The following is a 241-nucleotide window of genomic DNA, read 5'->3' as shown; positions in this document are numbered from 1 at the left end:
ATCCATTGTTTTTTGGAATTTCACCGAGAGAAGCAGAGTTAATGGATCCGCAGCAACGTCTCTTATTGTCCTATGCCTGGAAAGTTATGGAGGACGCCGGGTATTCAGCTAAAAGTCTTTCGGGAACCAATACCCGGGTATTTATCGGTACGGCAAGAAGTGGATATGAAAGTTTTTTATCCCACAAAAATTCGGTAATAGAAGGGTTTTCCGCTACCGGCATGACACCTTCAATTGGTCC

The 241-nt window shown here is 44.0% G+C and carries 1 protein-coding gene; it reads left to right on the top strand.

Annotated features, from left to right (window positions below; translation table 11 throughout):
- The coding region (locus tag KVT34_RS30975; RefSeq protein ID WP_217563369.1) for a beta-ketoacyl synthase N-terminal-like domain-containing protein at window positions 1-241 on the top strand (241 nt) is incomplete at both ends.

The sequence above is a fragment of the Paenibacillus sp. GbtcB18 genome, assembly GCF_019091125.1.
Classification (GTDB): domain Bacteria; phylum Bacillota; class Bacilli; order Paenibacillales; family NBRC-103111; genus Paenibacillus_F; species Paenibacillus_F chitinolyticus.
The sequence above is the reverse complement of the archived record's forward strand: the minus strand, read 5'-3'. Positions and strand labels throughout refer to the sequence as shown.